Origin of the sequence: Rouxiella silvae (assembly GCF_002093625.1) — a bacterium.
Lineage (GTDB): Bacteria > Pseudomonadota > Gammaproteobacteria > Enterobacterales > Enterobacteriaceae > Rouxiella > Rouxiella silvae.
The window spans coordinates 106274-130420 of sequence record NZ_MRWD01000003.1 but is presented as its reverse complement, the minus strand read 5'-3'; the positions used below and the strand labels follow the sequence as shown (position 1 = coordinate 130420).

Below are 24147 nucleotides of genomic sequence, written 5' to 3'. Positions count from 1 at the left end.
TTTCCGCAAAGGAGGGTTAGCGTTTAAGGATCTGCGTTTCCCCCGCCAGAATATTGATTTTTACCGGTAATACCTTCGGCAGCGCATGGGCAAAACTGTCCGGGCGATGGGCGTTAAAACTGCCGCTGATACGCAGGGCCGCGACGTCGGCAGAGGCCAGTTTATAGGGCACATCGCCGTAGCGCGAGAACTCGGCCAGTGCCAGGTTTAGCGGAGTGTTGTTAAAATTAATTCGTGACTGTCGCCAGTCGGCGATGGCGTCTGGGGCTAACGACAACTGACGCGTCAGGTTCCCGTTGGCATCGCTGATTGCCCGTTGCGTGGCGCGCAGCACCATCAGATGTGGCTCATCTGCGCCCAGATGCAGAGTTGCCATGGCTCGCCAGCGTATATCTGCAAGCCATGCACGTGGACCGATGCGCACTACGCCGCTGCTAACGGCAACGTCCACGCCATCCCCGCTCATCGACTGAGGGATATAGCGGACGCCGAAACTTGTGCCCAGCACCGTGACGCGCGACGGGCCGCTTAGCACCACAAACGGATTATCGTTCTGATGGTTGACCTGAAAAAAGACCTGGCCTTTGACGAGCGTGACTTCGCGGCGCTGCGGGTAATAGGCAACGTGCCCCTGCGTCTCGGCGTCCAGACTGAGGACTGTGCCATCAGGCAGGGTGAGCTGTTGCGTTTCACCGCGACCGGTGTGGAACGCCATGGTCATGACTGGGGGGGCCAGCGACTGCCACAGCGGCCATACCAGCACCATACAAAGCACCGCGGCGACCAGCGCAGGACGCCAGAAAAGGTGGCGGGCAGTCTGATGGGTTTTCATCGGAAGTGAATCACGCAGGCGTGCCACGTTTTCCTGAGGCAAATCACCAATGCGCTGCCACAAAGATTGCATGGCATGATAGCGCGCGGCATTGTCACCCTGCGATTTCCAGTCGGTAAACTGGCGTTGTTCTTCACCAGACATAGCGGAGTGCTGTTTGCTCAGCCAGCGCGCCGCCTGTTCATCGGCGGACAAATGTTTATTAATGGCGCTATTCATCATGGCCATCCTTATTTCTGTTGCTGGCACTCGCGTCCTGGTGTTCCTGCTGCCAGAGTTCGTGACTGTTGCGTAGGGCGGTCATGGCGCGAATAATGTGTTTCTCAACCATGTTGATGGATATTCCCATCTGGCACGCGACCTCCTTTTGCGACAGGCCGTCAAAACGGTGCAGGATAAAGGCTTCACGGCAGCGCGGCGGCAGGGCTTCGATTGTGCGAGTCATTAAATCATCATACTGATTCTTTTCAAGGTATTCATATGGTTGAAGATGTGAAGGTGCCGCGAAGTGCGCGCCTTCACTGTCTTCGGCCACATCATCCATAAGAAGTTCGGGGCGTCGATAATGGTCGATCAGTAAATTACGCGCGATGCGATACAGCAGACTCCGATGTGACCGCACAGGCTGGGTAACGGTCAGCGCACGGATAAACGTTTCCTGCGCCATGTCTTCAGCATGCTCGCGGTCACGAAGCTTCCGGTTAATAAACCGATATAATTCAGTGTAATATTTCTCGAAAGCAGGCACTTGGTTCTCGAATAATGAAAGTCAGGGATCTTCTGCGTTGCCTATATTACGCATAAATTTTTTAATATTTCATTATTAAATGATAATCATTCGCGAAATGGGTGCAACAGGAGTGGAAGAGGCTGCACGGCCACCGCATTGTGTTGACGCAAACTGGAACAGCGGCAAAAATTACGGGTATAATCCCCCACATTATTCAATTGGTTTAGAAACGAAGATGACAAAACTCACCTTACAAGAACAGATGCTTAAAGCTGGATTAGTGACCAGTACAAAAATGGCCAAAGTCCAACGAACGGCTAAAAAGTCACGCGCTCAGGCTCGTGAGGCAAGAGAAGCTGTAGAAGAAAATAAAAAAGCCCAGATTGAGCGTGATAAAGAGTTAAGCGAGCAGCAGAAACAGGCGGCGTTGACGAGAGAATACAAAGCTCAAGTGAAACAGCTCATTGAGATGAATAAAATCAATATCGTCAAAGGCACTATTGATTTTAACTTCACAGACAATAATTTAATTAAAAAAATAGCCGTGGATAAGACAACCCAAGCTCAGCTGATCAGTGGTCGTCTCGCCATTGCTCGATTGGTTGTTGATAACAGCGGCGAGAGTCAATACGCTATTATACCCGCGATCGTAGCCGACAAAATCGCACAGCGAGATGCTAACAGTATTGTATTAAACAGCGCGCTTAGTCAGGAAGAGCAGGATGAAGAGGATCCTTATGCTGACTTTAAAGTGCCCGATGATTTGATGTGGTAGTCGAGACTTTTGCCGTTCAGAACGGGCTGGCGCTGCGGGCTTTGATCCACTCCTCGCCAATAGGATGAACAAAATGCAGTTCACTGGCGTGCAGCATCAGCCGCGGAGTCCGTTCGGTACCTGGCGGCAGAAGACCCCCGTAGAGATCACAACCCAAAATAGGGTGGCCCAATAGCTGACAGTGGATGCGGAGCTGATGAGTGCGACCTGTTTGCGGAGTGAGCTGTACCCGCGTCAATGGCAGTAACGCCCCGTCTTCCAACTCATGGTAAAAACGTTCAACGACCTGATAATGCGAGCGAGCAGGCTTACCGTTGAGGGCGCAAAGCGACATTAGCGGGAACAGTGCCGGATCTTTGGCAATGGCCGCGTCTATTACCCCTTCGTCGTCGTTCAAATGTCCGCAGAGCAGTGCGCTGTAAACCTTGTTCACTGTACGTTGGCTGAACTGTTGGCAAAGAGCGGCATTTATCGGCTTATTCAGGGCAATCACCATCAGCCCCGAAGTCCCGAAATCAAGCCGATGCACCAGAGTGCAGCTCGGGAATATCTTTACCAGACGATGATGCACCGAATCGATATTTCGCGGATTTTTACCCGAAAGGCTGAGCAGCCCGGCGGGTTTATTGATAAGCACCAGGCTATCGTCCTGATAGAGGATCTCTACCTCGTCATGGCACGGTGGGGCGATAAAGGTATCGATAATCGTAGACATCAGACTACTCGGATAAAGAGTGGGGGCGGATGATAACGAATTTTTAGCCGTTAGGCGAATGGCGCTGTTTGCTAACAACAAGGCCCGCCTCAGCAGGAGGGCCTTGTGTCTTTCAAGGATTTATCTTGGTAGGCTCATCAATGGATAAAAGCATTAAAAAAGTTAAGATAGAAATCCCGGCCATAAAGACAAACACCGTATTCCAGCCCAGGTGGTCAAGAATAATACCGCCTATAAAAGGCGTTGCCGCTGCGCCGAGTTGTCCGCCCATGTTGACGAGAGCATTCGCCGTCGGAAATTTATCCTTGGCGATAAAAGACATCGGATAAACCATATAGGCCGAGAAGCCGATGCTTAATAATAATCCGGTAAGAAACAGCAATGCCGCGTAGAGAAAAGGGTTTGCTGGCGCATAAATTAACAGAAGCATCATTACTGATGTTGATAGCGCAGAGATCATCATGCCCGGCTTTCTGCGTTTGGCGAGCAGCTTGTCCGAGATAATCCCCCCCGTAATATTGCCAAGTACAGCGCCAACCCAAGGAGCTGCTGCGACAAACCCCATGCCCATTACTGAGAGATGTTTTTCCGTTAGAAGGTAGGTCGGCATCCAGGCAAGCAGTAAGCTTGAGATACCTAATTGAAAACAGTACCCAAGGCTGCAACCCCATACATTCCACGAGCGGTAAACGCTTTTTGTGGTTTCCAGCGTTTTAATCTGTTTTACACGGATAAACGTGTCGAGGTAGGGGATTTTTTTATAACCCAGCTCGGCGTTATTCCCCTCTTGGATATCATTAACTTTTTCATTGATCAGATCGACCTCCTGCTGATTGGTAAAACGCGAGGAGGGAGGGCGATCGGTAACAAAAACGTACCAAAGTAGCGGTAAAATAATTCCGGGAAGCGCGAAGAAAAAAAACACCTCCTTCCAGCCCCATACCGAAATAATCAAAGCACCCAATATCGGTGTGATAACGGGGCCTAGTTTTATTGAGGATAAAAATATTCCCGATGCGATCCCTTTTTCTTTAGACGGGAACCAGTTATTGATAGTGGAGGTCACGCCAATAGGTAACGGCCCTTCAGCAATGCCTAACATAACTCGGCATATCTTTAAGTGAAAAATAGAATTAGCCAGGCCAGTTAACCCAGTGACAATTGAGGTCAGCAGCATGGAAATCGTAAATACCTTTCTCACACCAAAACGTGAAATAAGCCAGGCTGAGGGTAACTGAATTAACGCATAGGCAAGAAGGAATAGGCTGACTAATCCCCCGCTTCAGCATTGGTCATAACAAACTCTTTGCGAATAAAGGGCAAAACGACGCCTAAATTCGCTCTGTCTGATGCGGCGATGGTATAAATAAGAAAGAAAAGTACCGCGACCCACCATCTGTGATGGGTCGCTGGCCTCGTGGCAAACGACTCTTTTACATTAATGGTCATAATACTTTCCTTATAATCCTAAAAAACGAAAAGTATCATGCAGCTTCATGAGATCCGCTGTCGTTGCACCTTTTTCAATCTTTTCTTTGAAATTACTTTCTTTGTTCTCGCGCTCAATAGCCTGAGAGAGTGCATTGTGAATATTATCCGCCTTGACCACCACAACGCCATCAATATCCCCAATGATAATATCACCAGGATAAATGGTGCAGTCTCCGATCGTCACAGGGACATTGACCTTTCCAGGTTGAGATTTTCCGGTTCCTTTAATGGATAAACCACGGGTAAATACTGGAAACGCCATCTCAATAATGTTCGCTGCATCACGTACTGCACCGTTAACAATAATACCCGCGAGGCCAATAGATAATGCTTGCGTGGTCAGAACATCTCCCCAGACACCGGCTTCTAAAAAACCTTTACAGTCTATAACCAGAACATCCCCGGCTTTGGCTTGTAATAAAGCATAATGAATCATTAGGTTATCGCCAGGTCTCATGTCAATAGTTAACGCGGGACCCACGACTTTCATGTTATTCGAAACCGGCTTAATCCCTGCGTCAAGCGCACCATAAGCCCCTTGGGCTTCATAGAGGGTTGCCGAGCCTAAGGCCAATATTTTATCTGCATCACTTTTACTGATGTTATTATTAAATGTGCTCATTGTAGGGTGCCTTAATATATATGGGTGCTAATGTCTCGTGCTGCTGTTCACTGCTATTTATTAGGATTACGCTGTAATGAATGATAATTGTGTTTTTTTCTAGCTTCAGAAATTGTCATGCCGGCGAGCGCATCTTGCAAAATAGTATTTTCTATTTCTTGCATAGTGTGTGCACGGTCAATAACTTCTTTAATATGTGATTTGCTGACTACTACCACTCCATCTATATCTGCAATAATCAAATCGCCCTGTTTGATCAGTACACCGCTTATTGCCACGGGTTCGCACACGGCTGCAACCTGAACGCGGTCTTTACCCGTACGCATATAATTCCCAAGCGCATAAAGGGGATATCCCACACCGTTAGCTTCTGCGGTATCACGGCATGCGCCATTAATTACCGTCCCAGCAATTCCTTTCTGATTAGCGAGTTGGCTCAGTATGCCGCCCCATACGGTGCAGTCTTTGCGTGCTGAATTATCGATAACAACGACCTCGGTGGGTTTAACGTCATCAATAAAATCGCCAACAGTACCCATGTTATCTTTATCCACAGTGACATACCTCACTGTCCACGCAGTACCCACGATCGTCTGTTTTCCGGCGATATGTTTAATGCCGAGTAAAGAACCAGGTAAAGAGAAGTAGTCCAGCGCATCGGATATTTCCGGCGTGCTCAAACCTTTTGCTTTTTCAATATATTGTTCAATTTCACCGTCTTTCATTATTACTCTCCTTAGGTTTTATATAAAATATTAGGTATAATGAAAGTAATGACAAGCAGTTAAAAATGAACTTAGGGTAAGAAAAAATGAACTTAAAGAAAATTGTTTATTTTTGTAAGGTCGTTGAAACAGGCAATGCCAGTCAGGCGGCGAAATTATTGTTTGTTGCCTCAACGGCAATAAGCATGCAAATAACCGCTCTCGAAAAGGAATTGGGAGGTGAACTATTTGACAGGGGCACTCGACCGATGGAGTTGACAAAGTTAGGTCGTTATTTTTACCCGCGCGCGCAAGAAATTCTCTATTATTTCAATAAGCTTGAGAAAGATACGCAAGAGTTTGTCAAAGATAAATCTTCAACCTTAAATATAGGGTTTACGCGTTCCGTCATGTTTAATTTGCTGCCTGCGGCCATTAAGCGTTTTAAAGAGGTTAACAGTAATGTGCAAATTAACTTGAAAGAAATGCTGTCAGAGTATCAGTCGGATTTTATTTTAGATGAGAAAATTGATATAGGCGTCACAAGAGAATTATCCGGAGACGAGTTTATTGCTAAAGACCTTAATCATGAACTTTTGATGGTTGATCCCTTCATGGCCGCGATCCCTCGCGACCATTATTTAGCAACACAAAGTTACTTAACATTAAAAGAATTTACCAGCTTACCTTTTATCTCCTATCCAGATAATGAAAATAGCGGTTTTTCCAAAAAGTTAATGGAAATGTTTGCCGCTAATCAGTGTCAACCGGTTATTGCTTATCGTGCCATCGAGATCCATACCGCATTAGCGCTTGTCAGCGCCGGTCTCGGAGTCACATTGGTGGGTAAGTCCACTATACCGAATAACCGCCAAGATATTTTATTCCTGCCTATCCAGGATATTAATGCATTGAGTTATATCTATTGCGTCAGCCGCATGCAGGATGCAAATCCGAACATCCCCCTTTTTCTTGACCTGCTGCGGGAGATAGCCCTTTAATTATTATTAATAATTTCTTAGGGCTTTGACGGTGACAGAGTGGGTTCAGTCGCAAGTTTTTGGAGCAGTAATAACGAGATAACAACGCTGAGTGCCGCAATGACAACCAGCGTCAGCATCAATGCCTCGGCGCCAAAGCGCTAAAATACGAGCGTCGATGCAAGGGGGAAGCGCCCTGAGCGATAAGACAGGAGCGGGCTATTCTTCCCATCACAACGGCAAATTCTTCAGCTTTGAGCGTGAGGTTTTACCTTTAAAGAAAGGAAAAACTTGATGGCTTTTAACCGGGAAGCCATCAAGTCATATTGCGGTTTTGACTCAACGTGTCCCTTTCATCAGCAGGGCGGTGGCGGCAGAAAGCAGGCAACCCGCCAGCAGATAGACGGCCACGCTGTGCCAGTCGCCGCCGGAAAAACTGACCAGCGTGGCCGCAATCAGCGGCGTAAATCCGCCACCAACCACACTGGCGACTTGATAACCGACACCTGCACCACTGTAGCGGTAACTCGCGCCAAACATCTCTGTAAACATCGGCTGCTGCACGCAGACCACCATGTCGTGTGCAACATTCGCCAGCATAATCGCGAAGAATACTATCCAGAACATTGAGTGAGCATCCAGCGCCATAAAGAACGGGAACGCACTGAATGTACCGACCAGGGCACCTGTGATGTAAATTCGCCGCCGCCCAAAGCGGTCAGCCAACCAGGCGAAGCAGGGGATGGTTAAGCAACTCAGGCCGCCTACTAATAACCCGATATTAAGGAAAAGCTCGCGCGGTAAGCCAAGATTTTGAGTGGAATAGCTGAGCGCGAAAGTGGTGACAATATACATGGTCAGCAGTTCACACAATCGCAGGGCGATGATTTTTAAAAATGCGCTGGGGTGGCGTACCAAAGCCTCCATAACCGGCAGGCGACGTTTATTTTCTGCCACAGGTTTTTGCTGACTCTGTTGTTCAAATTCTGCGGACTCGACAATCCCCTTCCGTACCCACAGCGCCGCCAGTACCAATAAGGTGCTGAACAGGAAAGGAATACGCCAGCCCCAGCTCAGAAACTGTGCATCGGTGGTTAAATTACTGATAAGCGAGACCAGGCCGGTAGAGAGTAGCAATCCGACGCCATAGCCAATTTGCACCCCACTACTGTAGAAAGCCTTTTTCTTCTCAGGTGCACTTTCGACTGAAAGCACGGCTGCGCCACCCCATTCGCCGCCAACGGCAAAGCCCTGAATGGCACGCAGTGTTACCAGCAGCACCGGAGCCCACCAGCCAATCATGCTAAAGGTGGGCACCAGGCCTATCAGCGCGGTAGCCAAACCCATTATCCAGACGGTCATCATCAGCATGCGTTTACGGCCAAGGCGATCGCCAAAATGGCCGAAGATTATCCCGCCGAGCGGTCGAAAAAGAAAGCCGACGCCAAAGGTCGCCAAGGCGGCAATTGTCCCCATAGCCGGACTTATCTGCGGGAAGAATTCGCGATTAAACACGAGGGCAGCTGTAATGCCATAGAGCAGAAAATCATACCAGTCTACTACGGCGCCAGCGAAACTACCCCAGGCGGCACGACGGGCACGATTAATTGCAGGCATCTGCTTGACGGGGGGAGTCGAAATGAGGGTGGAGTCCATACTTGTCCTGTTTACACTGATTTTTTATGACTAAGAGGGGGCGAGGGTGACTCACATTACGGCCGACATTTTGTGACGGCACATGAGACTACCCTGACAAAAGAGGGGAGGAAACATAAATTTAATAAAATAATGCCGAGGGCACGAATTGGCGCATGGAGAGCAAGTGCCAACTTCACCGTGTCACGCAGGCACCCACTTGATGTGTCGATTACGCTGTCGCTAATCTATGCAAACTTACGCCAATTATTTCTTCTTATTAAGCATCGACTGTAAATCGGCAAACGGATTATAGGTTGCCGCAGCAACATCGTTTTGCGCGTCTTCACCCGCAACAACGTTTGTGCCGTACAGGTCAGCTTCAGTGTACTTCGAGTGTTCATTGTCATGGCAATACAGGCACAATAACTCCCAATTACTGCCATCTGGCGGGTTATTGGTATGGTCGTGATCGATATGGTGAACCGTTAATTCGCGTAGGTTTGAATATACAAACTCACGCGTGCAGCGCCCACATACCCACGGGTAAATTTTGAGTGCTTTCTCACGGTAGCCGCTTTCCAGCCGAGTGTAGTTTTTTGGGATCAGAGCCATAGCCGATGTTACCTGTTACAGAGCGATAATTTTACGAGAGTCCCCCTAATATATCCCACAATGGAACAGAAGGAGAAACGAAAGAAGGAGGGGTGAGGGATTGTTTACGGAGAAGTCTTTAAGAATAAATCCTGTTACGTTGACCTGCGTCACTCAGTCCGGTTGGTGATGTGGATATTTGGCGAGGGTTAAGTTCGCTCTACCCGGACTGAGTTGCGTATTACTGACCGACTGCTTGGCGAAACTATTTAGCCGAGAGCTCTTTTCGGACGATATGTGCGCCTAAACTTAACGCATTCAACTTGCCTCTTGCAACTCGACGCGGTAATGGGATCATGCCACAGTTGGTGCTAGGGTAGAGCTTGTCGGCATCTACGAACTGAAGCGCTTTGCGCAGAGTAGCGGCCACTTCTTCAGGTGTTTCAATGGTATTGGTTGCCACGTCAATAGCCCCAACCATCACTTTTTTGCCACGAATGAGTTCAATCAGGTCCATTGGAACATGCGAGTTCTGGCATTCCAGTGAGATGATATCAATAGAAGATTTTTGCAACTTGGGGAAAATTTCTTCATATTGTCGCCATTCAGTCCCCAGCGTCTTTTTCCAATCTGTGTTAGCTTTGATGCCGTAGCCATAGCAAATATGTACAGCCGTTTCGCATTTAAGGCCTTCAACGGCCCTTTCTAACGCAGCAATACCCCAATCATTCACTTCATCAAAAAACACGTTAAAAGCCGGCTCATCAAATTGGATAATATCGACACCCGCCGCTTCTAATTCTTTGGCTTCTTCATTAAGAATTTTAGCGAATTCCCAGGCCAGTTTTTCGCGACTTTTATAGTGGTTATCATAAAGGGTATCGATCATAGTCATGGGGCCAGGCAGGGCCCATTTAATCGGTTGCTTGGTTTGCTGGCGTAAAAACTTGGCATCTTCAACAAAAACGGGTTTTTGGCGACTTACCGCACCCACAACTGTCGGTACACTCGCATCATAGCGATTACGAATTCTAACGGTTTCGCGTTTCTCAAAATCAACGCCGCTCAGGTGCTCAATAAAGGTGGTGACAAAATGTTGGCGCGTTTGCTCGCCGTCACTGACAATATCAATACCTGCCTGAAGTTGATCTTGCAGGCACAAACGTAGCGCATCTTGTTTGCCGTCAACTAATTCCTGATCTTCCAATTTCCACGGTGACCAAAGTGTCTCAGGTTGTGCAAGCCAAGAGGGTTTAGGCAAACTGCCAGCAGTCGAAGTAGGTAACAAAATTTTCATAATAGATGACCTTGTATTTTTGGTTAATCAAAGAACGGAATTCGCAGACCATTGCTCAAGAATAGTTTGGTAGGGTTTAATGAAGTATTCCTCAGTAAACTTCCCTTGCTCAACGGCCAATTGGCTACGTTCTTCTCGATCATAAACAATTAGAGTTAAAGAATAATCCTGGTGATTCAAGCTTGGTTGATAGCATTTACCTGCTGCGGAGTTAGCATTGTAAATCTCAGGACGATAAATCCTCTGGAAAGTTTCCATCGTACTGATGGTACTAATAAGTTCCAGATTAGTGTAATCGCTGAGTAAATCGCCCATGAAATAAAAGGCCAAAGGCGCAACGCTGTTTGCGGGCATGAAGTAACGAGCGCGCAAGCCCATTTTGGCGAAATATTCATCAGTCAAAGAGAATTCATCTTGCTGATACTCGACGCCCAGTACAGGATGCTCGTTACCGGTCCGATAATAGGTATTTTTACTGGAAACACTTAGACATATAACAGGTGTTTTATTGAAGTTATTTTTGTAAGTGTCTGAGTCGAGGAAACGTTTAAAAATATTACCATGTAAACTGCCAAAATTATCGGGAAGGCTAAACTTGGATTGGTTCTTATTATGCTCTGAGAGTAAAATACTAAAGTCATAATCTCGCACGTAAGAGGAAAAATTATTCCCTAAAATGCCTTCAATGCGTTCATTGGTTTTTTTATCAACAATATTAGTTTTCAAAATTTCAATCACAGGGAAGGCATTGCCTTTACCTTGAATATCAATATTCAACTCAACAGAAATGATTTCAAGTTCGACAGAATAACGATCGCTGTTGGGGTTATCCCAATGCGCCAAGGAATTGAAACGGTTGTCAATCATCACCAAAGCGTTGCGCAAGTTATCTTGGCGTTTCTCACCTCTAGCCAAATTCGCAAAGTTGGTCGTGATGCGCGTACTTTCCGAGGGATTATAATTTTCGTCGAAACGAAGACTTTTAATAGAAAATGTCAATTCTGTATTCATCGCAATCTGGTATCCTAATTTTTTACATAAAACCTGATTTACTTGTTGCTTTTTCAGGGTTTTTCAATTTTATTTTTTCTGGTTTTGTAACCCAGCACTCTTCATTTTGTCTATAGTTATGATAATGGGTATTTTATGCCAGAGTCATTGGTTGAGTAAAAGTGATTTAATTTCATTAAACATGAGTCATCTTCATGATCAACCGTAGGGGGCAGAATCGGCGCTGTTGCACAAGTGACTGTCCCACAGGACTCATCGCTGAAATCCGGAGTTAAGGGTGGCTAACCGAAGAGACTCAGGTTAAGGCTAAAAAATGTGGAACATCGCCTAGAAATGGCGACCGTCCTTTGAAGGGTTTGGTTTGTGCATCATCGACGTGCTTCGATTAGTTGCCGTGTGGAATTTGCGATAAAAGGAATACCGTCACGCATCTGCTGGACCATTTTCAATAATTTTTGACGGTATTTTTCTACTGAAAAATCAGGAACCCACCCTATACATTTCCTCAATGGCCTGATAATTGCGCCGATCTCGAAAAACTCTATTCGACAATGAGCGGAGCGCAAATTCACGACTTCAAATCCGGCAGCTTCAGCATCATTAGCCTCTTTGTGGGGGTCACTACAATGAAAATTAATTCTGCGAAAGAAAAAATGGGCTTGGCAACAATGATGATTATAAAAGAAACAACATAAATACATTTTTAACATGTGTCGAACGTTCATCGGATAAAAAGTCATTACAACTCACTGCGGCGAGTCTTTGATCGAAATGAAACGCTCCCAATTCAGGTCATTAATGCGTCCAGATGCGAGAGTAAAACTGAAAAAGCAAAAAGCCCGCGCAAGTTTCCTTGTGCGGGCTTCTCTAAATTTGGCTCCTCTGACTGGACTCGAACCAGTGACATACGGATTAACAGTCCGCCGTTCTACCGACTGAACTACAGAGGAATCGTTTGAACGGGGCGAATAATAACGACTGCCGTGGTGCATGTCAAAGGGCATCTGCAAATTTGTGTTCAACTGCGAAAACTTTGTTCAAGTTGTTGAGATTTGAGCCAAAAATACGTTTAATTACTCTTAATAATACCTGTCATCACAGAATGCGTCATCCACGGCCTCGGTGTGCGGTAACTTACTGAAAACTTTACGAAAGTGCCGCGCAGGCGAGAATAATGCGCGTGCAGGCCTCATCGAGACGCTCGTCGTCAATTGCATAAGCAATGCGCAGATAGGGCGATGCCCCAAATGCTGAACCCTGTAGCGTGGCAACGTGGGCCGCGTCCAAAAGATATTCAACAAAATCTGTGTCACTGCCGATAGTCAAGCCTTTCGGCGTGGTTTTACCTAGCATCCCCGAACAGTTGGCGAAGACGTAGAACGCACCGGGCGGCTGGTCGGCGCTCAGGCCGTCTATCTGTGCGATACAGGCCATCATCTTCTGACGTCGAGTATCCAGAATTGCGCGCCATTCGGCCAGAAAACCGTTGTCTTGCTCAAGTGCAACCACCGTCGCGGCCTGAGAGATCGAGCTCGGATTGGAGGTGCTCTGTGACTGCAAGATTTGCATGGATGAAATCAGCCAGGCTGGGCCTCCAGCATAGCCAATCCGCCAGCCGGTCATTGAATAGCCTTTAGACACGCCGTTAACCGTCAGAATGCGGTCCTTCAGACGCGGTTCAACCTGCGCCAGAGTCACAAACTGGGCCGGTGGGTGGCAGATGTGTTCATAAATATCGTCAGCCATGATTAACACATGCGGCGCTTCAAGCAGTACGTCGGCCAGCGCACGCAGCTCTTCGGCGCGGTAAACGGCACCGGTCGGGTTATTTGGTGAATTCAGAATCAGCCAGCGGGTCGCGGGGGTAATCGCGGCAGCAAGGTCAGCAGCCTGGAGTTTCCAGCCGTTTTCTTCGGTACATGGCACGATACGCGGTTCGCCGTCGGCCAGTGACACCATGTCAGGATAAGACACCCAATAGGGGGCCGGAATAATAACTTCTTTTCCTGTTGAAACGGTTGCCAGAAGTGCGTTAAAAATTAGCTGCTTTGCACCACTCCCAGCGATGACTTCATTAGGCTGGAAGCCCAGTTGGTTTTCACGGGAAAATTTATTGATAATGGCCTGCTTCAGGGCTGCTGTACCGGCGACTGCGGTGTATTTTGTGTCACCTTGTACAATGGCTGCGATGCCTGCCTGCTTAATGTGTTCCGGCGTGTCGAAATCGAGTTCTCCTTCGCCAAGATTGATGACATCCACGCCGGCGTCAGACAGAGCGCGCACCCGATCAGAAATAACCGCCGTCGGTGATGGACGCACACGTCGCATTCTTGGCGCAGTAAATTCAGCTGACATCTTTCACCCTTTTATAAGATTGAAGCAAAATTGTATTATGTGTATCAAATAAACCAATTTAAATTATCATGGCTTGTAGAAGATAGCTCATGCTTTCTTTAGCTTTCGCTGAGAATATTCTCGGCGTCATGGCAGAGGTTTCGCAGAAAATCACTGTTAATACTTTTATTTTACATCAGGTTAAATAACAAAATGACATTAACGTTCGTTGCACACAACACCCCAGAGCCCGCGCTATACGGCGCAATGGCGTCGATACTCGCCTGTCAGCGAGGCGTGGGTCTCGCTCATCTATCGGTTAACTGGAACAAACAGCGCTATGCCGATGCCTGCCAGCATGTGACTGCTGAGGGTGAATTAGTCACCAGTGGACTGCTGTGGTATGAACGCTTTAGTGGAAAATCAGCGGGGAAGGTGTGGCTGCTTGACGATCTCCTCAGCCTGCACGGTAGCAAGGATTGGGTTATCCCTCTTGGACCCTCCCAACTTGAGTCTTTTACTAAACTGGCGCGCGCTGTCAGAGACTATTCGGTTGATTATCAGTTAGTCGAGGTTGAGCGGGGAGTGCAGGGCTATCAGTTGAGACGCGGCGGCAGCGTTCAGGGCGGTCAAGGGGTTTGGTGGCGGGACAGCTTCGGGCGTTTCACTACAGGCCATCGCACGCCACCCGCATTGGGTTCTCGCCGATTGCGTATTGCGCTGATTGGCACGTATTCTGACCAGCTGGGAAGTTATCCCGCCACGTTGGCAGCGTTGGGTGACGCAGCCGAAGCACTGGGCACGGCAGTAGAAACGGTGTTTATTCCGCCGCGCGCACCTGAAAATGTGTTAATTAGCACGCTGCGGGACGTCGACGGCGTGCTGATGCCAGGGGGGTCTGACATGCTTAACGTCGCTGGACAAATTCGCGCTGCGCACTACTGCTTGCAGCACGACCTTCCAGTGCTTGGGCTGTGTTTGGGGATGCAAACTATGGCGACGGCGGTTATCCAGAAGATGTTGGGCAATACGCAGGCTAATCTGGCAGAGGCAGATCCCTTGGCCCCGCTTAAGACGTTTGTGCCGCTTGAACAAACGTCAGGACATCCACAGCATCGCCTTGGCGACGATGTAATGAAAATGCGCGATGATTCTCAGCTTGCTTCCCTGCTGGGCGGCGAGACAACGGTCCGCTATAACCACCGCTTTCAGCTAAATCCTCAGTTTAAAAATAATTTGCAAAGCTACGGATTAACGGTGTCTGGCACTGACCGCAGTGGCACAATTGCCGACGCAATAGAGTATGCTGCACATCCTTTTTATGTCGGCGTGCAGGGGCATCCTGAGCTGACCTCGGCTCCTGAGCGGCCACATCCTCTGATCAGTGCGTTTCTGAAAGCCGCCGTAAAAAAGTAAATAAAAAAGCCCTCTTTATTAAAGGAGGGCCTTTCAGACGACTCTACAGCGTGCCCGTTATTTCAGCGTAACGCCGGAACGGCTATCGGCCGCCAACCTCAGTAGCTCGGTTTTTATTTCTTCGACAACGTCGCCTTGAAGATCAGTCAACGGCGAACGCACGTGATGGCCGTCGAAACCGCGCAGGTTCATGGCGGCTTTCACCACCTGTGGCTGGCCGTGGCGGCGTGCCAGTGCGCGATATGGATACCACAGCTGGTGCAGTTCGCGTGCGGTATTGGCATCGCCGTTTTCCAATGCCCGATATGTGGCAAGGATCAGCTCGGGCAGGGCGCCGCTGTTGGTGGTGCTAATGCCGTCAAAACCGCACATCATGGGGCCAAGGAAGGCAAGGTCCGAGGCGCAAAACAGACGCAGACGACCGCCAAGGCGATTGGCAATCTGATCGATAGCCGTAGGATTCAGGTCGCCTTGTTTAATACCGACTACGCCTTCAATGTCGGCCAGCTCCTCAAGCACTGCCGGCGGCAATGTAATGCCAATGCCGGGCGCGTTATAAACCAGAATGCCGGTGCGAGAAAGCGGTGCCATCTTCTTGAAGAAGCTGACAATTTGCGCGTTAGTGACTTCCGAAACGAACGGCGGCGTGACCATAGGCAGGCCACCGAGTTCGCCCGCCAGCGAGGTTAACTCGCTGACTACGCGGGTGTCGGAGCCTGCGCTGCACAGCATGACGGGAACGCGGTTGCCAACGACGGCCATCACTTTGCGAAACAGCACGGCGCGCTCTTCGGTGGTCATAGTGGGAAACTCGCCGTAGGTACCGCCAATCAGAATGCCGTCGTAGCCTAACTCAATTACCCGTTCAACGTTGCGGGCCAAACCGGCAAAGTCGAACTCGCCGTTGGCGGTAAAAGGGGTCACGGTTATATTAAAAATCCCGTGCAATCGCGCCTGACTTTCACTGATATCTTTCATAAATATTTCCTTTCTAAACGAAGTCTGTTTTTACCTAACGTATTCTTTACTCGAGTAAAGAGAGCGGGCGTTCGACAGAGCCTAAAATTCGATAGCCAGTTTCGGTCACCACGATGGTTTCACTCACGCCCACGGTGAACTCGCCATAAATGCGCAGCGCCGGAGGAATGTGAAAGGTCATACCCGGCTGTAGCTCGGTGGTAATGCCGCTGTAGAGGCTGAGGATCGCGCCTTCGCCCCAGTCGGGAGCGAAAGAGATACCAATCGAGTAGCCGGTGCGTTTTTTAAAGTTATCGGTAAAACCCGCTTTGTCGATCACTTTCTGGCAGGCGAGATGCGGGGCTTCACAAGTAGCGCCGGGGCGAATCGCATCGAGAGCCGCCTGCAATGCCTCCTGACAGGTTTTTTCCATTTCTAGCGCCACGGCGGGTGGTTTACCCAGCCAGGCTGAGCGCATGAGTGCGGCGTGATAGCGGTCATGGGTCGCGGCCATTTCAAGGAAAATGGGGTCACCGTCAAGAATGCGGCGGCGGCGCCAAGTACCGTGCGGTACACCGGTTCGCGGACCACTCGAGACCAGCGGTTCCATACCCATATATTCTGAGCCCGCGGCGATCGCCGCGCCCATCATGGCGGAAACCAGATCATTCTCGCTGACACCCGCGGCGATGGCATTGCGACCGGCGAGCATGCCTGCATCAACGTAGCGAGCAGCGAAGGCCATTTTCTCCAACTCGGCGGTTGACTTCACGGCGCGCAGTCGTTCAATGACGCCGGCAGCGTCGTGAAGGGTGCCCAGCTCGGTCTGCAGCGCCTCGTATACTGCAATCGGCAAGAACCAGCCGCGCTTGTCGATGCCGATACGCTTCTGGGTCCAGCCACGGGTTTTTAATACATCGAGCAGGAAGTTGACCGGATTATCACCATCGGTATAGATAGCCGCATTGCGTATAAAAGTGTTGGAAATAAAGTTGAAGTATTCGAGCTGGCGAATAACAAACACCGGTTCACCTTCAACCGGCAGCACCAGCGTTTGAAAGGTGTAATAACCTGGCGTTTGTTGTCCGGTCAGGTAAAAGATGTTTTCGGGGCCGGTGATAACCATCAGGTCCAGACCCGCCTCGGTCAGCAATTGGCGAGCCCGCGCAATACGCAGCGAATATTCGGCCTCTGCAAATGCGGACTCTGCACCTGGGACCACTCGTCCAAGGTCAGGTAATTCTGTTTTATGCATGATTCGCTCTCGCTCTCAGGTTTAAATCAGGTTTTTAAGAAGAAAATGTTTGAATAAGTTCGGCCTGTGTTGGGTCGAAGGCGATCCCAAGCCCACATGCGTCAACGCAGTTCACCAGCCCCTGGCTGTAGGTCAGCCCCAATACTGGGTCGTTGGCGAGGCCATCGGCACCATAAAGTTCGGCATGGGCAGGCTGGCAGGCGTGGGCAACGTGCAGTGCCGCTGCCGTGGCCGCTGCACCTTCGTTCATTTGCCCAATCATAAAAGGAATACCGGCGGCAATAAGCCGCCGTGCTGCGCGGACTGTAGGAGCAATCCCGCCCATCTTCACCAACTTGAGGTGTGCCCAGACAGTGCCTCCCATCGCCAAAATACGCTCGAGATCGGCCTCGGAGCTCATGCTTTCATCAAGCATCAGCGGTATCGGGCTGGCAGCAGCAAGCGTGGGGTAGAGGTGCGCATTGGCGTCCGAAATAGGTTGTTCTAGATAGCTCAACTCAAATTTTTGCAGCGCCAGCAAGTTGCTGCGCGCCTGCTCCGGCTGCCACTGGCCGTTGGCATCGGCCGAGAGGTGTACCTCATGGCCAAAGCGGCGGCGAAGGGCCGTCATACGATCAATATCTTCCGCCAGCGAGCCTATCCCCACTCGAAGTTTAAGATGGGTAAAGCCACGCTCCATGTAGGCGCTGGCCTGACTCAGCATCTGCTCTTGTGAACTCCAAAACAGCGTCTGGTTGGTGGCGTAACAGACCGGCCCGGGAAAATCAGAGCCGACCAATCGCGCCACGCTGCTGCCGTTTTGACGGGCAATCAGGTCATGCAGTGCCATATCAAACAGCATGCGGGTGGGAGCAAGGCTCGAGGCAAGCTGTGTCTCAAGCGTGAGCAGTAAATGGCTCGACGACTGTTGTAAATCGAGCGTACGCAGAGTGCGCATCACGTCGCAGAGCACGACGTCGGCGCTGTAACCGTTGAGATAGGCAATGTTAATGCGCACCTCACCTAGCCCGCTGAAGGATTTCTCCTCAAGCAGCAGATACAGCTCGTCTAAACCGGCAATGCTGCCAGAAGATGCAGTATAAAGTTGCAGATGCGGATAGCGCAGGTCAGCGCGATAGACAGTGGCTTTCACCTGATTATCCTCGCGTCATCATTTTTAGGGCGACAGTTCGGTAGATATCACCGGCGGCAATGAACTCGTCCAGCGGGACAAATTCATCGGGCTTGTGCGCGACCGAAAGCGAGCCTGGGCCGATAACAATGCCCTTGGTGCCAAGGCTGCGAAAATGCACCAGATCACAGCCGCCCTGGAACCCGAAGGGACCGGGTTCTTCAAGGCCCTGAGCGCGGCAGGCTTCAAGACCGGCCTGGACAATGGCTTCATCAACAGCCGTTTCCGTCGCGCCGCCGGTGGTGGGTTTAAAGGTGATGATTTCACTGCGTACGCCGAATTTTTCATGCGCCAGTGCCAGCAAATCTCGCAGTTCCTGTTTGACCTGTTCTTCGTCTTCTCCCGGCACCATACGGCGGTCGAGCAGTAAATCGCAGCTGTCGGGCAGCACGTTGTCGGCATGCCCCCCCGAGATGCGCGTGACGGTCAGACTGGCTGAACCGACCAGCGGATGGCAACGGCAACGCACACTGTGTTCGTGCTGTTGTTCTACCAGCCCTAAAAGCTGTGCCGCACGGAAAATGGCGTTTTCACCTAGCTCAGGGGTGCCAGAGTGCGCGGTAACGCCATGCACGCGAACCAGCGGGCGAAGGCTGCCTTTGTGTGCCGAATAGGTGGTGTTTGACGTGGGTTCGCCGATCACCGCATAGTCAATTTTGGCCGGTGCTTCGCGCACGTAGAACTTGGCGCCTTCGCTGGCCACTTCTTCATCGGCAACGAAGATGCCCATCAGCGTGCCAGACCAGCTATCACTGTCTGCGGCGAGCATGCGCATGGCTTCAATCATTGCCACCAGCGGTCCCTTTGCATCGCAAGAGCCGCGGCCAAACAGTTTGCCGTCGCGCTCGGTAAGCGTGAATGGGTCCTGGCTCCAGCCACTACCCGCTGGCACGACGTCAATGTGCGTGTTGAAAGCAAAGCACGGACCCACGCCGTTTTCCAGGCGCGCAATAACGTTGGTGCGTCCCGGTTCATATTCACTGAGCGTTAAATCAAAACCGGCCTCTTTTAGCCAAACACTGATAAGTTCTGCGGCTTCGCGCTCGCGGCCGGGTGGGTTCTCGGTATTAATAGCCACGAGTGCCGCGAGGTCTTGCTTCATTCTGTTGATATCGGGTGATTGAAGGTTCATCAATTTCTCCTGAAAATGGCCCTGGTGAGGCGCATAGAAAAAATAACTCAGTGCAAAATCTGGTCGAGGAAGCGTTGTGCTCTTTGGCTCACGTCTCCCCCGAAGAATTTATCGCTGGTTGCGTATTCAATAATTTCGCCGTTTTCCATAAATACGATGTGGTTGGCGGCGCGGCGGGCAAAGCCCATTTCATGGGTGACCACAATGCTGGTCATGCCTTCTGCACTGAGGTCGGCCATGACGTCAATAACTTCGCGGATCATTTCGGGGTCAAGCGCCGAAGTGGGCTCGTCAAACAGCATCAGTTTTGGCTTCATTGCCAGCGCGCGCGCGATTGCCACACGCTGCTGCTGGCCGCCTGACAGTTCATCAGGGAAACTGTCCGCCTTGTCGGGAATTCGCACCTTGCCGAGCAATTCAAGGGCCTGGGTTTCTGCGTCGGCGCGACTCACGCCGAGCACCGTCATGGGCGCGAGCATGATGTTTTCCGCCGCTGTGAGGTGGGAGAAAAGCTCGTAACTCTGAAACACCATGCCAATATCCTGACGCAAACGGTGCGGCTCGACACCGGCCTTGGTGATGTCGTTCTGGCGGAAAAAGATGCTGCCGCCTTCAATGGTCTCAAGCAGGTTAACGCAACGCAGTAGGGTAGATTTTCCCGAGCCGGATGGCCCAATCAACACGACCGTTTCACCCTGCGCCACGCTCAGCGTGCAGTTCTTCAACACGTGCTGGCTACCGAAGTGTTTATCGACACCGATGATTTCCAGCAGGGGCTTTTCAGTTTTCATCTGTTTTCCCTAGGGGTTGGCGAGTTAGTGAGACGAGCTGCTGCGCAGCAGGCGTTCGGTCAATGAGAGCGCAGGTTTCTTGCGTTTTTTAGGGTCCAGTGCGCGTTCGAGCCAGGCCTGTCCAATCATGAAAAGGGTGGTCAGTGCGAGGTAATAGATGCCGGCAGCACACAGCGCTTCAAAATAGCGAAAGCTGGCGCTGGCCGTCTGGTTGGCTATCAATAACAGTTCCTGAACGGCAATCACTGACACCAGTGCGCTGGATTTGAGCATGCTTATCATTTGGTTACCCATCGGAGGCAGAATAATACGCGCCGCCTGGGGCAAGACAATTTTGCGCATAATCTGACCTTGGGTCATGCCCAGAGCCATGCCTGCCGTGCGCTGTCCGCTTCTCACTGCCTGCAGTCCGGAGCGCAGAATTTCGGCCATGTAAGCACCTTCATTAAGTGAAAGTGCCATCACCGCACAGGTAAAGGCTGAAAAGCGCAGGCCAAAGCTCGGCAGTACGTTATAAACAAAGATGATTTGAAACAGCACGGGCGTGCCGCGAAATAACCATAAATAGAAGAAGGCTAAAACAGGGCCCGCCTTGAAGCGGGACTCCTGAAGTAAAGCCAGTATCAAGCCAGTGACGATGCCAAAAAACAGCGAACAGACTGTGATTAGCAGGGTCATTACTGCGCCCTGAAAGAACGCCGGTGACAATAGGTATTGCCAGACCAGATCAAGAGACATGATTTTTCCTCGATGTCAGGGAGCGAAACGTACAAAAGCGGCAACATCAAACATTAGAAAATCGACACCGAAGTCGGGAACTGCCATTTTTGAATCAACTTCTGGTAGCTGCCGTCGGCGACGAGGTCTTTAAGTCCGTTTTCCAACAGTGATTTCATCTCGGTATCGCCTTTGCGTACGGCAAAGCCGATGTGAGTCTCGGCTTCAAACTCGGGGCCGGTAGTTTCAAAGGTGTCGCCTTTTTCACTCAACAGCGCAACGGCACCGGGAGTGGAAAGGTATTCTGCGTCGGCACGTTTTTGCGCAACGGCAACGGCTGAATCAGTCGCGGACGGGAAAGTCAGTACGGTGATGGTCGGTTTTTTGGCATCAAGACATTTTTGATTGTCGGTGCGTGCCTGACTCTCTTCAATGCCGCCGAGGGTGACGGCGATATTTTTGCCACACAGAGACAGGTCACGGCCGGTGATCTTTTCGGGGTTTCCCTTGGAAACAATGACGCGGCTGCCGATTTTGAGGTAAGGCACAAAATCAACCTGCTCGGCGCGAGCGGGATTGATGTACATCGCTGAGTTAATAATATCGAGGCGCTTACCCTGCAGGGCGGGGATCAATCCCTTAAACTCCATTGACATCGGCGCAGGTTTGAGCGAAAGCTTTTTTGAGAGGGCAGTAATTAAATCGATATCAAATCCGCTCAGTTTACCGTCTTTGATAAATTCAAACGGCATGAAGGTCGCGGCGGTACCGTAAGTTAGCTCACCCGAGGTGACTAACGACGGCGATGCCGCCTGGCTGACTAACGGAAAACTCAGGCAAAGGGCAGCCAGAGACAGGGTGGCATATCGACGCAAGAAAGTTTTTTTCAGCATGACAGACTCCATTTTCTCATGAGCAGGATTGCTCTTTGTGTATCATTAAATACAATTAAATTCGTGAGTCAAGGCTCTTTTATGGTGCGTCAATGCACGATTTGAGGGATTTTCGCTCAGACTTCACCAAGTAAGAATGCTGTGATATTGTATATTCATTGCAATAAATACTTTAGGTGCCTGCTTTCATGACACAAACAGTAACCGCCAGCGGAAGGCGTTTGGCTAACCAAATCCTTGACCTGATACGAGAAGCAAAATTTGAGCCAGGCCACCATTTACGTGAGCAACAATTAGCCGATATGGCCGGCGTTTCTCGAACGCCGGTGCGTGCTGCGCTCAAGCTCCTCTGTGAACTAGAGATTATCGAAGCACGCCGTAATCAGGGATTTTTTCTGCTAAAGGCCTATGACGAACTACAGCGCATCAGCATCGATGTACCGGCAAGCAGCGATCAGGGGTTATATGAGCAGCTGGTTAAAGACCGCATTGCCGGTAAGCTCCCCGATTCACTGACCCAAATCGAAATTGCCCAGCGCTATGACGCCGACCGTGGCGTGATGTCGCGAACGCTGCTGCGCCTGTCTGAAGACGGATTGATTGCCCGCAACAAAGGTCACGGCTGGTCGTTTTTACCCACGCTAAACAGTGATGTTGCACTCAGCAACGGTTATGGATTTCGGCTGATGATAGAACCCGGCGGCCTGATTTCTCCCAGTTTTCGCGCGGACAAAAGTGCGCTTAAGCGACTGCGTTTACAGCATATCTATCTGATTGATCATCCTGATATTCTTAACGTTGACGGTCGGCAAATTTTTGAAACTGACGCAAATTTTCACGAACTGCTGGCCGAATTCAGCGGGAATATCTTTGTTTTACAGGCTATTCAGCAGCAGAACCGCCTGCGCCGCTTGTTGGAGTTTGGCAGCTATAACAACAAACAGCGCGTACGCGAGTGGTGTCAGGAACACGTTGCCATCATTGATGCGGTGCTTGAAGAAAGGCAGGCCGACGCGGCCGAAATGATGCGTCAACACCTGCAGTCCGCTTATCAGATGGTTTTGAATAAAGTCAGTAAATCTAACGAAAGAGGCTTGTGATGGATTTTGGAATAAGAGGTCGCGTTGCGCTGGTAAGCGGCGCAGGCGGTGGACTGGGCCGAGCAATGGCGCTGTCATTGGCCGCAGAAGGCGCGGTGGTGGCAGTGTGTGGCCGCACCGAAGCGGCTTTGAATGAAACCGTAGATACCATCAAAGCCGAGGGCGGTCGTGCCATGGCTTTTGTATTGGATTTAACGCAGCCCGAAAAATTTGACCAGGTGCTAGCAGGTATTCATCAGTATCTTGGCCCAGTGGGGATTCTGGTAAATAATTCCGGTGGGCCGCCTCCGTCAAAGGCTAGCGGCGTCGCGCCAGAAACCTGGGCCACGCAGTTTGCCACCATGGTCAGTTCGCTGATTCTGTTAACTGACAAAGTATTGCCTGATATGCGCAGTCTGGGCTGGGGCCGGATTATCACCAGCACGTCTTCCGGCGTAGTGACCCCCATCGCTAATCTCGGCATGTCGAATACCCTGCGTATGGCACTGGTTGGCTGGTCGAAAACCTTGGCTGGCGAAGTGGCCAGTGAAGGCATCACGGTTAACGTTATTCTGCCGGGGCGCATTTCGACCAAGCGTTTAGGCCAGCTTGATGAAGCGCGGGCAGGGCGTGAAGGTATTTCAGTCGAAGACGTGGCGCGCAAAAGTGCAGCTACGATCCCGCTGGGCCGCTATGGCGAACCCGAAGAGTACGGCGCAGTGGCGGCGTTTCTCGCTAGCCGACAGGCTTCTTATATGACTGGATCGGTTATTCGCGTTGACGGCGGCATGATCCCTTCTATTTGATTTTAACCTTTGACTCAGTGGCCGGAGGCTTTCTGCCTGCGGCCGCTTTTCTTCGTCCCGAAACATAAGTTTGCATTATGTTGGTGCACAGCCCTGGGCTGTTTTCTTAACAATTCTTTCCTCGCTATTCCTTTTCTCACAAATTACTAATCGTTTTTTCTTATTTTATAGATGATTAGCCTGATTTTTTGGCTGAGTTTATTTCCTAAC

24 protein-coding genes and 1 tRNA gene are annotated in these 24147 nt (G+C 50.2%); 5 read left to right on the top strand and 20 right to left on the bottom strand.

The window, feature by feature from the left end; translation table 11 throughout:
• Nucleotides 1-16: 16 nt before the first annotated feature.
• On the bottom strand, nucleotides 17-1054 hold the full coding sequence (locus BS639_RS02435) for a FecR family protein (protein WP_233427613.1): 1038 nt from the start codon (nucleotides 1052-1054) through the stop codon (nucleotides 17-19).
• On the bottom strand, nucleotides 1044-1580 hold the full coding sequence (locus BS639_RS02430; protein WP_084982171.1) for an RNA polymerase sigma factor: 537 nt from the start codon (nucleotides 1578-1580) through the stop codon (nucleotides 1044-1046). Before BS639_RS02430 ends, BS639_RS02435 begins: the two co-directional genes overlap by 11 nt.
• Before the next feature lie 217 nt (nucleotides 1581-1797).
• Between BS639_RS02430 and BS639_RS02425 the strand changes: the two genes are divergently transcribed.
• The gene (locus BS639_RS02425; RefSeq protein WP_055783779.1) at nucleotides 1798-2337 is read left to right on the top strand and encodes a DUF2058 domain-containing protein; all 540 of its coding nucleotides are present in this window, start codon (nucleotides 1798-1800) and stop codon (nucleotides 2335-2337) included.
• Nucleotides 2338-2353: 16 nt separating this feature from the next.
• On the opposite strand, the gene BS639_RS02420 is transcribed toward BS639_RS02425, so the two are convergent.
• The 5 genes from BS639_RS02420 to BS639_RS02405 form a co-directional block, all read right to left on the bottom strand.
• Nucleotides 2354-3052 (bottom strand): RluA family pseudouridine synthase, encoded by a 699-nt coding sequence (locus tag BS639_RS02420; RefSeq protein ID WP_084982170.1) that lies wholly within the window; start codon nucleotides 3050-3052, stop codon nucleotides 2354-2356.
• A gap of 112 nt (nucleotides 3053-3164) precedes the next feature.
• Nucleotides 3165-4268, bottom strand: coding sequence for an MFS transporter (locus BS639_RS02415; RefSeq protein WP_233427615.1), 1104 nt, complete (start codon nucleotides 4266-4268; stop codon nucleotides 3165-3167).
• A 53-nt stretch (nucleotides 4269-4321) separates the two neighbouring features.
• Nucleotides 4322-4501, bottom strand: coding sequence for a hypothetical protein (locus BS639_RS25050; RefSeq protein ID WP_206601145.1), 180 nt, complete (start codon nucleotides 4499-4501; stop codon nucleotides 4322-4324).
• A 10-nt stretch (nucleotides 4502-4511) separates the two neighbouring features.
• Nucleotides 4512-5165: a 4-carboxy-4-hydroxy-2-oxoadipate aldolase/oxaloacetate decarboxylase gene (locus BS639_RS02410; RefSeq protein WP_084982169.1), complete on the bottom strand. Its 654-nt coding sequence runs from the start codon at nucleotides 5163-5165 to the stop codon at nucleotides 4512-4514.
• A gap of 53 nt (nucleotides 5166-5218) precedes the next feature.
• The gene (locus BS639_RS02405; RefSeq protein WP_084982168.1) at nucleotides 5219-5890 is read right to left on the bottom strand and encodes an RraA family protein; all 672 of its coding nucleotides are present in this window, start codon (nucleotides 5888-5890) and stop codon (nucleotides 5219-5221) included.
• A gap of 86 nt (nucleotides 5891-5976) precedes the next feature.
• On the opposite strand from BS639_RS02405, the gene BS639_RS02400 reads away from it, so the two are divergent.
• Nucleotides 5977-6870, top strand: coding sequence for a LysR family transcriptional regulator (locus BS639_RS02400; RefSeq protein WP_084982167.1), 894 nt, complete (start codon nucleotides 5977-5979; stop codon nucleotides 6868-6870).
• 318 nt (nucleotides 6871-7188) lie between these two features.
• Here BS639_RS02400 and shiA read toward each other — a convergent pair whose 3' ends face one another.
• The 6 genes from shiA to BS639_RS02365 form a co-directional block, all read right to left on the bottom strand.
• Nucleotides 7189-8505 (bottom strand): shikimate transporter, encoded by a 1317-nt coding sequence (gene shiA, locus BS639_RS02395; protein WP_084982166.1) that lies wholly within the window; start codon nucleotides 8503-8505, stop codon nucleotides 7189-7191.
• Nucleotides 8506-8751: 246 nt separating this feature from the next.
• Nucleotides 8752-9099, bottom strand: a complete 348-nt coding sequence (gene yajD, locus BS639_RS02390) for an HNH nuclease YajD (protein WP_055783611.1) — start codon at nucleotides 9097-9099, stop codon at nucleotides 8752-8754.
• Between the two features lie 244 nt (nucleotides 9100-9343).
• Nucleotides 9344-10375 (bottom strand): methionine synthase, encoded by a 1032-nt coding sequence (locus BS639_RS02385; protein ID WP_055783613.1) that lies wholly within the window; start codon nucleotides 10373-10375, stop codon nucleotides 9344-9346.
• Between the two features lie 27 nt (nucleotides 10376-10402).
• Nucleotides 10403-11386, bottom strand: coding sequence for a DUF1852 domain-containing protein (locus BS639_RS02380; RefSeq protein ID WP_084982165.1), 984 nt, complete (start codon nucleotides 11384-11386; stop codon nucleotides 10403-10405).
• An 874-nt stretch (nucleotides 11387-12260) separates the two neighbouring features.
• A tRNA-Asn gene (locus BS639_RS02370) sits at nucleotides 12261-12336 on the bottom strand.
• A 196-nt stretch (nucleotides 12337-12532) separates the two neighbouring features.
• Complete coding sequence (locus BS639_RS02365) at nucleotides 12533-13741, bottom strand: aminotransferase class I/II-fold pyridoxal phosphate-dependent enzyme (protein ID WP_084982164.1); 1209 nt, start codon at nucleotides 13739-13741, stop codon at nucleotides 12533-12535.
• A 192-nt stretch (nucleotides 13742-13933) separates the two neighbouring features.
• Between BS639_RS02365 and BS639_RS02360 the strand changes: the two genes are divergently transcribed.
• Nucleotides 13934-15136: a glutamine amidotransferase-related protein gene (locus BS639_RS02360; protein ID WP_173882060.1), complete on the top strand. Its 1203-nt coding sequence runs from the start codon at nucleotides 13934-13936 to the stop codon at nucleotides 15134-15136.
• A 57-nt stretch (nucleotides 15137-15193) separates the two neighbouring features.
• On the opposite strand, the gene BS639_RS02355 is transcribed toward BS639_RS02360, so the two are convergent.
• From BS639_RS02355 to BS639_RS02325, 7 genes are read right to left on the bottom strand one after another with little or no spacing between them, the layout of a single operon-like run.
• Nucleotides 15194-16114 (bottom strand): dihydrodipicolinate synthase family protein, encoded by a 921-nt coding sequence (locus BS639_RS02355; protein ID WP_084982163.1) that lies wholly within the window; start codon nucleotides 16112-16114, stop codon nucleotides 15194-15196.
• A 46-nt stretch (nucleotides 16115-16160) separates the two neighbouring features.
• A complete protein-coding gene (locus tag BS639_RS02350; protein ID WP_084982162.1) occupies nucleotides 16161-17348 on the bottom strand; it encodes a M24 family metallopeptidase in 1188 nt (395 codons plus the stop codon).
• A 34-nt stretch (nucleotides 17349-17382) separates the two neighbouring features.
• Nucleotides 17383-18480 carry a mandelate racemase/muconate lactonizing enzyme family protein gene (locus BS639_RS02345; protein WP_084982161.1) on the bottom strand — a complete coding sequence of 366 codons (1098 nt, stop codon included), beginning with the start codon at nucleotides 18478-18480 and terminating at the stop codon, nucleotides 17383-17385.
• Nucleotides 18481-18484: 4 nt separating this feature from the next.
• Complete coding sequence (locus BS639_RS02340; protein ID WP_084982160.1) at nucleotides 18485-19651, bottom strand: M20 family metallopeptidase; 1167 nt, start codon at nucleotides 19649-19651, stop codon at nucleotides 18485-18487.
• 47 nt (nucleotides 19652-19698) lie between these two features.
• Entirely contained in the window at nucleotides 19699-20442 is a 744-nt protein-coding gene (locus BS639_RS02335) for an amino acid ABC transporter ATP-binding protein (RefSeq protein ID WP_055783715.1), read from the bottom strand.
• A gap of 24 nt (nucleotides 20443-20466) precedes the next feature.
• The gene (locus tag BS639_RS02330) at nucleotides 20467-21180 is read right to left on the bottom strand and encodes an amino acid ABC transporter permease (protein ID WP_055783716.1); all 714 of its coding nucleotides are present in this window, start codon (nucleotides 21178-21180) and stop codon (nucleotides 20467-20469) included.
• A 53-nt stretch (nucleotides 21181-21233) separates the two neighbouring features.
• Nucleotides 21234-22052, bottom strand: a complete 819-nt coding sequence (locus BS639_RS02325) for an ABC transporter substrate-binding protein (protein ID WP_084982159.1) — start codon at nucleotides 22050-22052, stop codon at nucleotides 21234-21236.
• 188 nt (nucleotides 22053-22240) lie between these two features.
• On the opposite strand from BS639_RS02325, the gene BS639_RS02320 reads away from it, so the two are divergent.
• The gene (locus tag BS639_RS02320) at nucleotides 22241-23152 is read left to right on the top strand and encodes a GntR family transcriptional regulator (protein ID WP_055783718.1); all 912 of its coding nucleotides are present in this window, start codon (nucleotides 22241-22243) and stop codon (nucleotides 23150-23152) included.
• Nucleotides 23152-23937: an SDR family oxidoreductase gene (locus tag BS639_RS02315; protein ID WP_084982158.1), complete on the top strand. Its 786-nt coding sequence runs from the start codon at nucleotides 23152-23154 to the stop codon at nucleotides 23935-23937. Before BS639_RS02320 ends, BS639_RS02315 begins: the two co-directional genes overlap by 1 nt.
• Nucleotides 23938-24147: the final 210 nt, after the last annotated feature.

Bases quoted from the DNA above. Each gene is read 5' to 3' on its own strand.
- BS639_RS02380 (WP_084982165.1), bottom strand. From the start codon at position 11,386: ATGAATACAGAATTGACATTTTCTATTAAAAGTCTTCGTTTCGACGAA.
- shiA (WP_084982166.1), bottom strand. From the start codon at position 8,505: ATGGACTCCACCCTCATTTCGACTCCCCCCGTCAAGCAGATGCCTGCA.
- BS639_RS02435 (WP_233427613.1), bottom strand. From the start codon at position 1,054: ATGATGAATAGCGCCATTAATAAACATTTGTCCGCCGATGAACAGGCG.
- BS639_RS02355 (WP_084982163.1), bottom strand. From the start codon at position 16,114: ATGAAAGATATCAGTGAAAGTCAGGCGCGATTGCACGGGATTTTTAAT.
- BS639_RS02320 (WP_055783718.1), top strand. From the start codon at position 22,241: ATGACACAAACAGTAACCGCCAGCGGAAGGCGTTTGGCTAACCAAATC.
- BS639_RS02350 (WP_084982162.1), bottom strand. From the start codon at position 17,348: ATGCATAAAACAGAATTACCTGACCTTGGACGAGTGGTCCCAGGTGCA.
- BS639_RS02335 (WP_055783715.1), bottom strand. From the start codon at position 20,442: ATGAAAACTGAAAAGCCCCTGCTGGAAATCATCGGTGTCGATAAACAC.
- BS639_RS02315 (WP_084982158.1), top strand. From the start codon at position 23,152: ATGGATTTTGGAATAAGAGGTCGCGTTGCGCTGGTAAGCGGCGCAGGC.
- BS639_RS02360 (WP_173882060.1), top strand. From the start codon at position 13,934: ATGACATTAACGTTCGTTGCACACAACACCCCAGAGCCCGCGCTATAC.
- yajD (WP_055783611.1), bottom strand. From the start codon at position 9,099: ATGGCTCTGATCCCAAAAAACTACACTCGGCTGGAAAGCGGCTACCGT.
- BS639_RS02325 (WP_084982159.1), bottom strand. From the start codon at position 22,052: ATGCTGAAAAAAACTTTCTTGCGTCGATATGCCACCCTGTCTCTGGCT.
- BS639_RS02340 (WP_084982160.1), bottom strand. From the start codon at position 19,651: ATGAACCTTCAATCACCCGATATCAACAGAATGAAGCAAGACCTCGCG.
- BS639_RS02425 (WP_055783779.1), top strand. From the start codon at position 1,798: ATGACAAAACTCACCTTACAAGAACAGATGCTTAAAGCTGGATTAGTG.
- BS639_RS25050 (WP_206601145.1), bottom strand. From the start codon at position 4,501: ATGACCATTAATGTAAAAGAGTCGTTTGCCACGAGGCCAGCGACCCAT.
- BS639_RS02420 (WP_084982170.1), bottom strand. From the start codon at position 3,052: ATGTCTACGATTATCGATACCTTTATCGCCCCACCGTGCCATGACGAG.
- BS639_RS02410 (WP_084982169.1), bottom strand. From the start codon at position 5,165: ATGAGCACATTTAATAATAACATCAGTAAAAGTGATGCAGATAAAATA.
- BS639_RS02365 (WP_084982164.1), bottom strand. From the start codon at position 13,741: ATGTCAGCTGAATTTACTGCGCCAAGAATGCGACGTGTGCGTCCATCA.
- BS639_RS02405 (WP_084982168.1), bottom strand. From the start codon at position 5,890: ATGAAAGACGGTGAAATTGAACAATATATTGAAAAAGCAAAAGGTTTG.
- BS639_RS02385 (WP_055783613.1), bottom strand. From the start codon at position 10,375: ATGAAAATTTTGTTACCTACTTCGACTGCTGGCAGTTTGCCTAAACCC.
- BS639_RS02400 (WP_084982167.1), top strand. From the start codon at position 5,977: ATGAACTTAAAGAAAATTGTTTATTTTTGTAAGGTCGTTGAAACAGGC.
- BS639_RS02330 (WP_055783716.1), bottom strand. From the start codon at position 21,180: ATGTCTCTTGATCTGGTCTGGCAATACCTATTGTCACCGGCGTTCTTT.